The 7,382-nt window shown below is 53.9% G+C and carries 6 protein-coding genes; all 6 read left to right on the top strand.

Annotated elements, in window-relative coordinates; all coding sequences use genetic code 11:
- The first annotated feature begins 363 nt into the window (after positions 1-363).
- The 6 genes from JRG72_11030 to rsmB all read left to right on the top strand — a co-directional run bounded on the left by JRG72_11030 (position 364) and on the right by rsmB (position 7,094).
- Entirely contained in the window at positions 364-2,025 is a 1,662-nt protein-coding gene (locus tag JRG72_11030) for a glycosyltransferase family 39 protein (protein ID MBW2135736.1), read from the top strand.
- Positions 2,026-2,033: 8 nt separating this feature from the next.
- Positions 2,034-3,173, top strand: coding sequence for an LPS export ABC transporter permease LptF (gene lptF, locus JRG72_11035; GenBank protein MBW2135737.1), 1,140 nt, complete (start codon positions 2,034-2,036; stop codon positions 3,171-3,173).
- Between the two features lie 223 nt (positions 3,174-3,396).
- The gene (gene def / locus JRG72_11040; GenBank protein ID MBW2135738.1) at positions 3,397-3,900 is read left to right on the top strand and encodes a peptide deformylase; all 504 of its coding nucleotides are present in this window, start codon (positions 3,397-3,399) and stop codon (positions 3,898-3,900) included.
- Positions 3,897-4,841 carry a methionyl-tRNA formyltransferase gene (locus JRG72_11045; protein MBW2135739.1) on the top strand — a complete coding sequence of 315 codons (945 nt, stop codon included), beginning with the start codon at positions 3,897-3,899 and terminating at the stop codon, positions 4,839-4,841. Before def ends, JRG72_11045 begins: the two co-directional genes overlap by 4 nt.
- A 32-nt stretch (positions 4,842-4,873) precedes the next feature.
- Positions 4,874-5,743 carry a DUF116 domain-containing protein gene (locus JRG72_11050; protein ID MBW2135740.1) on the top strand — a complete coding sequence of 290 codons (870 nt, stop codon included), beginning with the start codon at positions 4,874-4,876 and terminating at the stop codon, positions 5,741-5,743.
- Between the two features lie 13 nt (positions 5,744-5,756).
- On the top strand, positions 5,757-7,094 hold the full coding sequence (rsmB, locus tag JRG72_11055; GenBank protein MBW2135741.1) for a 16S rRNA (cytosine(967)-C(5))-methyltransferase RsmB: 1,338 nt from the start codon (positions 5,757-5,759) through the stop codon (positions 7,092-7,094).
- The last annotated feature ends 288 nt before the right edge of the window (positions 7,095-7,382 follow it).

Below are 7,382 nucleotides of genomic sequence, written 5' to 3' on the forward strand. Positions count from 1 at the left end.
GCGGGTCCGGCGATCAACCCGATGATCAAGGTGGTCAACATCGTGGCCCTGCTGTTGGTGCCGTTGCTGGCTGGATAAATCTAACCTTTTAACCGCGCCTCTAAGACCGCGGAGGCTGATTTCAGCACTGGCCTCCGCGGTTTTTTTGCCTTTACGTAGGACGGTATAGAGTTTTCGGTTTTTGTGGTAAAATTGTATAGGATATTCAAGAGTTAATATCGTTATCGGTTGGATCTGAAACCAACATTGGTATTAGATCTTCTTTAAATACCCCCTTAAAAATTCAGACTTCAAAAAAATCTTGGACTTTGGAGGCGAAGGTTTTAAGATATTTGGTAAATGTGCTGCGAAGCGGACAATAAAATGATAAATCAGCGGCACTCGGCCTCACAAATCAAGGCCTTGGTGCTGCTTTTGGGTCTGGCGGCGGGCTTGTTTTTTTTCCGGTTGGGGGTGCCGGGATTAATGGACCCCGATGAAGGCCGCTATGCTGAAATTGCCCGGGAGATGTGGGTCCGATCCGATTGGATTACCCCTCATCTCAATCAGGTCAAATATCTGGAGAAACCTCCGCTGGTTTACTGGCTGACCAGCGTAAGTCTGGCGGTCCTGGGAAAGACCGAAACCGCGGCTCGACTGGTCCCGGCCCTGAGCGCTATAGGAGGAATCCTGGCGGTTTACGGCTTGGGACGGGTGATGTTCAACCCGACCACGGCGCTCATGGCCGCCGCGGTCCTCCTCACTTCGGTGGGATATGTGATCATGGGCCGCATCCTTACCCTGGATATGACCCTGACCTGCTTTCTGACCCTGGGAATCGGTTTGGGGTATCTGGCGATAACTCGTGAACGGCGAGCGTATCTACCCTGGGCCTACCTGAGCTTAGCTCTGGCCCTGCTGACCAAGGGATTGGTGGCCCTGGTTTTACCGGGGCTAATTTTCGGGGCATGGGCCGTGGCGCGCCGCGATTTTAAGATGCTTTTACGGCTTTGGGACAGCCGGGGATTTTTGATCCTGCTGCTAGTGGGCCTGCCATGGTTTGTTCTGGTGACGCTTTATAACCCGGAATTCCCCGGTTACTTTTTATTCCAGGAACATTGGCAAAGGTACCTGACTTCCTATAGCCACCATGAGGAACCGGTCTATTATTTTGTGGGCATCGTCGCACTGGGGCTGTTGCCCTGGAGTTTTCTCTTGCCCTGGGCACTTGGGCAGCGGAGAGTTAATCAAACCCCCGTCGAGCAGCAAGATAACTTATTCCTGTTGCTCTGGATGGGGGTAATATTAATCTTTTTTTCGGTGTCGCGGGCCAAATTGGCGCCTTATATTTTGCCGGCCCTGCCACCTCTGGCACTGCAGTTGGGCAGGGCTCTTAGCCTGAGTAATCAGGGACATAGACCGGGGTTAAACTCCCGGGGATTATCCTGGAGTCTGCTGATCTGGCTGTTGGTGGGCCTGGGGATGATAATAGTTTTCCTTTTGCCCCCGGCTTCCTGGGGGCAGAGAATTTCCCAGATAAGTTATTTGTCTCCTTATTCCCTGATCGCTCTGCTGGTCCTGGCTGCCATCCCGGGACTGGCCCTGGCCTTCCGAAGGCGGCCCCAGGCCCGCCGGCTAATTCTTGTGGTCGGCGCCGTAATCTTGAACACCCTGGTAATTATGGGAATAGAGCGGGTAGCTGACCTTCGCTCCGGGCGGGCCCTGGCTCAGGTAGTCAATTCTGAGTGGCAGCCCGGAGAGGCGTTGGTGGGCTATAGGGTTTACCTACAGAGTCTGGAATTTTATACTGGCCAGGATTTATTTGTTTATCAGCTGAAAAGCGAGCTGGATTTTGGACGCCGGCATACAGCCGGGGTCAATCTGTTTCTGGATCGGCCCGAAGCTCTCGAACAGGTGGTGCAACAGCATTCCCGAGTCTATCTGCTTCTAAAAAATGAGGATTGGCAAGCCGTGCAACATCTTTTTCCGGGTCGCTGGCAAATCTTGACTACCTGGAGAAAAGGCCTGTTGGTATCTATCCGGTGAAATTATCCTTGCAAAAAACTATAGGTCTGCCCAGACCCTGGATTATCCACCGCTATCTTTGGCAAGAATACCTGGGACCATTTATGGTCAGTCTGTTGGCCTTCACGCTGATCCTGTTTATGGGTCGGATCATGCGGATCATGCAGATGACCATCGTCAAGGGAGTCGGTCTGGGCGACATCCTGAGATTTTGTCTCTTCATAATGCCCTTCCTGCTGGTATTTACGGTGCCTATGGCGGCCATGGTGGCGGTGCTATTAACCTTTTTGCGCCTCTCTGCTGACCATGAGATCATGGCCCTGAAAACTGCCGGGGTCAGCGTTACCCAATTGCTGCCCTCGGTCCTGGGTTTTGCCCTGATTACCACCCTGATCAGTCTGATCTTATCGCTCTATGCCAGTCCTTGGGGCAACCATGCCATGCGCCAGTTATTAATCGAAGTCACTAAACGGCGGGCTGACCTGGGGATTCGGGAGCAAGTGTTCCACACCGACTTTCCCCGATTGATGGTTTTCGTCAATAAGGTAAAATCCCGGGGTGAGACTCTGGAAGGTATTTTTATCTCTGATGAACGCGATCCTGGATTGCCGAATACCATTATCGCCGAAACAGGGGCATTTTATTTTGACCCCCAAAGCCAGATGCTGATGTTTCAACTCTTCCATGGGCGGGTCATTCGGGTGAGCAAAGATCTGGAGAACCTGCATGCGGTGGAATTTGAAAGCTACCAGATCCCCCTAGAGCTTTTTAACTTCGCCTCGGAGGGACGTATATCCGGAGATGAAATGTTTCCCGGAGAGTTGCGCCAGGCCCTGGCTCAGGAGAAACCCGGGACCACAGAATATAATCGCTTAGTGGTGGAATTGGGGCGGCGTTTTTCCCTGCCTATCGGCGGTTTCCTGTTGGCGCTGATCGCCATGCCGCTGGGCCTTTCCACTCGCAGTGGGGGCCGCTCTTTAGGACTGATCATCGGTCTGGTCAGTTTCGTACTTTATTACATCTTGCTCACCGCTTCTTGGCGTCTGGGCGTAAACGGCTCGGTGCCGCCCGCCTGGGCACCCTGGGTGCCCAATTTCCTGTTTTGTTTCCTGGCTGGTTACCTTTGGTGGCGGTGTACCCGAGATCTGTCTTTTTCCTTTACTAATTAGGGCGGACTTAAGGAGTTACTGCTCCATACCTGGATAAATCCCCTCGACCACTGTGCCCTGACCATACTGCGAAGTGCAGTGCGGGACTCTGGAACTATTAGATTTTTTGGATAAAAATCAACCTAATGTTGAACTATCAGCCATTATGTTCTAAAATGAATGTAAAAATACATACCTTGAAGCCTGAGAACGGTATGGCTTTTCTAGAGGTAAATGTTAAACCATGGCTATTTTACCAATTCGTAAGTATCCAGATCCGGTATTGAAACAACCGGCCGCTCCAGTAGAAGAAATTAAGGGGGAAATTCAGAAACTTATCGATGACATGATTGAAACCATGTACCAAGCTCCGGGCATAGGGTTAGCCGCCAATCAGGTCGGTGCTCTTCATCGGGTCATTGTTTTTGATGTTTCTCCGCCGGAAGAGAGACCCAAACCGGTAGTCATCGTCAATCCGAAGATTACCTATGCCGAAGGGGAACAGATTTATACCGAGGCCTGTCTGTCAGTCGGTGATTTCAGTTCCGAAGTGCGCCGGAAAGCCCTGGTCACGGTGGAGGGCATGGATCGGCAAGGCCAGCCTCTGGAAGTCCGAGGCGAGGGATTATTGGCGGTAGTGCTGCAACACGAGATCGACCATCTCGACGGTCGGTTATTTATCGATCGCATCAGTCGATTGAAGCGGAGTCTTTATATTCGGCAGGTTCGGAAGCAGTTGCAGAAATGATTGACCGCCCTTGGCGTCTGATCTTCATGGGCACCCCGGAATTTGCTCGGCCCAGTCTGCGAGCCTTACTGGAGGCCGGGCAGGAAGTGCTGGCGGTGGTCACCCAACCGGATCGGCGGTGCGGTCGGGGGCGAAAACTCTCCATGCCGCCGATCAAGGAAGAGGCACAAGCTTGGGGGGTGCCAGTATGGCAGCCACCACGAGTGCGTCAGCAGGAGGTAGTTAGGGCCCTAGCGGAATTACATCCCGAGTTGATCGTGGTGGTAGCCTTTGGCCAGCTTTTACCCGCGGAGGTGTTGACCATTCCGTCGGTGGGTGCTTTAAATGTCCATGCGTCCCTGCTTCCTCGGCATCGGGGTCCAGCCCCGATAAATTGGGCCATAATCCAAGGCAATAGCGTCACCGGGGTAACCATCATGTGGATGGATGCCGGGATGGATACCGGGCCGATTTTTTTAACGGAAGCCGTTAAGATTACGGAAGCCGATACCGCCGGGAGCCTGACAGCCCGATTAGCTTCGTTAGGGGCGGAACTGTTGCTCCAGGCTCTGAATAAGCTTCAACAAGGAGAAATAATCCGCCAACCGCAGCCAATGGAGGGGATAAGTTATGCGCCCCCTTTGACCAGGCAGATGCAGCACCTGGATTTTGACCGGCCGGCCATGGAGGTGGCCCGCTGGGTCCGGGGTCTGGATCCTCGCCCCGGGGCTTTTGCTACCTACCAGGGTAAGACGCTGAAGGTCTTTCAGGCCCGGGTGGCCCAGGAGAGCGGTGATTTGGCCCCCCCTGGCACGGTTTTACAAGTCACTAACCGGGGAGCGGAAGTGGCCTGCGGGCAGGGAAGTGTTTGGTTGCCGGAAGTGCAGTTGGCCGGGTCCAGACGAATGCCCGCCCAGGAATTCGCCCGGGGGCACCTCCTTGTGAACCAACGTCTGGGTTAATTGGTCATGGCTGTTCAACTGATGAGGGGAGAATGAGCAACCAGTCTCAGGATCAGTCCCCGTCGATCATTCTCGATGGTGGGAATTCTATCCGTCCCCAAAAACGAGTCTTCATTGGTCTGTTGGCCGCTACCTGCCTCATCCTGGGAGTTCTGCTGGCGGTCCTGTGGTATGTGCCTTTTGTCGGCCTGACCAACATCCATCCTGATTTACCACTGATCCTGGGGATCGTTTTCGGTCTGCTGTCCTTTATCGCCGTGGCAGGGGTTTTACTATTAATCCTGACTATCCTACTCGGTCGAGATCTGTTTTTCTCCAAGCGGTTGCGCGGCGTTGTGGTCAAAATCATTTTCCCGCTGATGGTCCTGGTCGGCAAAATCTTTGGGGTCAGCAAGACCCAGGTACAGCGTTCTTTTATCGAAATTAACAACCATCTGGTCCTGGCCCAACATCTCCATACCACCCCTGATAAACTCCTGCTGCTCATGCCCCATTGCTTGCAGTATCATGAATGTCCGGTGCGAATTACCGGTAACGTCGAGAATTGCAAGCGTTGTGGTAGATGCCATATTAAAGGTTTGGTGGAAATCGCCGAAAAATATCACGTCGGACTGGCCGTAGCTACGGGCGGGACTCTGGCTCGCCGGATCGTCATCGAAAAGCGGCCGCAGATAATTATCGCCGTAGCCTGCGAACGGGACCTCACCAGCGGCATCCAGGATTCCTATCCCCTGCCGGTCTATGGCATTACCAATAAACGGCCGCATGGGCCTTGTTATGACACCCAGGTTGATCTGGAGAAAGTCGAAGGAGCAGTAAAAATCTTTCTTAACGCCCAGCCCGAGGCCCAACCGGTTGCGACTCCAGCCCCGGAAAAGAGGTTACAAAGTCAGACTAATTGATTCCCCCCGGGCCTTGGCCCTAAAGGTGCTGGAGTCAGTAGCCCGGCGCCGTGGCTCTCCGGAAAGTCTCATCCATGATCTGCTGGCCCAGCATCCCGGCTTGGCGCGGCCGGACCGGGCCTTGCTGCTGGAACTGGTCCAAGGGGTGTTACGCTGGCAACTGCGCCTCGATTTTGTCATCAGCCAGGTATCGCTAACCCCCTTGAAAAAACTTCATCCCCTAATCTTACAACTGCTCCGCTTAACCACCTATCAGATTCTCTTTTTGGACCGTATCCCGACCTATGCCGCGGTCAACGAAGCCATCCGGTTGGCCAAAAGCCGCCACCTGCCCCGGGCACTGGTAGCTTTTCTAAATGCCACCCTAAGGAAGCTGGCCAAGGTCGGCCGGACTATTTCTTTGCCGGACCGGCAGTCTGACCCGGTAGGTGCTCTGGCCGTAGCCACCTCTCATCCACCCTGGCTGGCCGCCCGCTGGCTCCAGGACCTGGGGGAGTCCGGGGCTTGGCGGCGTTGCCAGGCCAATAACCACATCCCGCCGCTTACCATTCGGGTTAATACCCAGAAAATCAGCCCAGCCAAATTGCTGGCCCTGCTGGCTCAAGAAGGAGTGCCAGCCCAGCCCTGCCGGTTTTCTCCGGTAGGCCTCACCATCCAGTCCCTGGAGCAGCCGCCTTTAAACCTCGACTCGTACCAGCGGGGACTGTGGGTGTTCCAGGATGAGGCCGCCCAACTGGTCACTTACCTGCTGCAGGTGGAGCCGGGGCAGCGGGTACTGGAAATCGGTGCCGGGCGGGGCACCAAGACCACTCACTTGGTCAGCATGCTTGGGTCTGAGGGCCACCTGGTAGCCCTGGATCGCAGCCGCTGGCGCTTAGTCGAACTTGGTCACAATCTGGAACGACTTAGGCTGGGGCAAACTTCCTTGGTGGTGGTGGATGCTACCCGGCCTTTGCCCATCCAGGCTTCTGTTAATTTTGATCGAATATTAATTGATGCTCCCTGTTCTGGTCTGGGAACCATTCGACGGCACCCGGAATTAAGATGGTGGCGGTCCGAAGCCGATTTTCCCCAATATGCCACCCGGCAGTTGGCCATGCTCCAGCACGCCGCAACCTATCTACGGGTGGGCGGTCTGCTTCTTTATATCACCTGCACCACCGAAGTGGAGGAAAACGAGGCGGTAGTGGAGGCCTTTTTAGCGTTCCGGCCTGAATTCAAAATCAACTTTGCGCCTGAGGCCCTGCCTGCGACGGCGCGGCATCTGCTCGAACCGCCGGGGTTTTTCCGCACCCTGCCGGAGCGGGAGGGCCTGGATGGCTTCTTTGCCGCGGTGCTGGCTCGAAAATGAGATTCCCCCAGTTTGAGGCTGACCCTCCAAGCTTTGACAAAGCTCCTTTTAAGCGAATCAGAAATTAAGGAAAGAAACTATGAAAATCCTGCTTGCCTGGGTTTTCCCAGATTTTTAGAAAACAATAACTATTATTATATAAGACAAAATATTGAGATATACCTTGGCGAGTCAACCGGAGATTATCAGTCAAGAGAATAATTATTAATGATATTAGACTATTAACTTTTTTTGTCGTCACTACAATATGGGGTCTTGCAGATTTTGGTGATGGGGCGGGGGCACCTC

The organism is Deltaproteobacteria bacterium, from assembly GCA_019309545.1.
Lineage (GTDB): Bacteria > Desulfobacterota > Desulfobaccia > Desulfobaccales > Desulfobaccaceae > Desulfobacca_B.

Bases quoted from the DNA above. Each gene is read 5' to 3' on its own strand.
- JRG72_11045 (MBW2135739.1), top strand. From the start codon at position 3,897: ATGATTGACCGCCCTTGGCGTCTGATCTTCATGGGCACCCCGGAATTT.
- JRG72_11030 (MBW2135736.1), top strand. From the start codon at position 364: ATGATAAATCAGCGGCACTCGGCCTCACAAATCAAGGCCTTGGTGCTG.
- def (MBW2135738.1), top strand. From the start codon at position 3,397: ATGGCTATTTTACCAATTCGTAAGTATCCAGATCCGGTATTGAAACAA.
- JRG72_11050 (MBW2135740.1), top strand. From the start codon at position 4,874: ATGAGCAACCAGTCTCAGGATCAGTCCCCGTCGATCATTCTCGATGGT.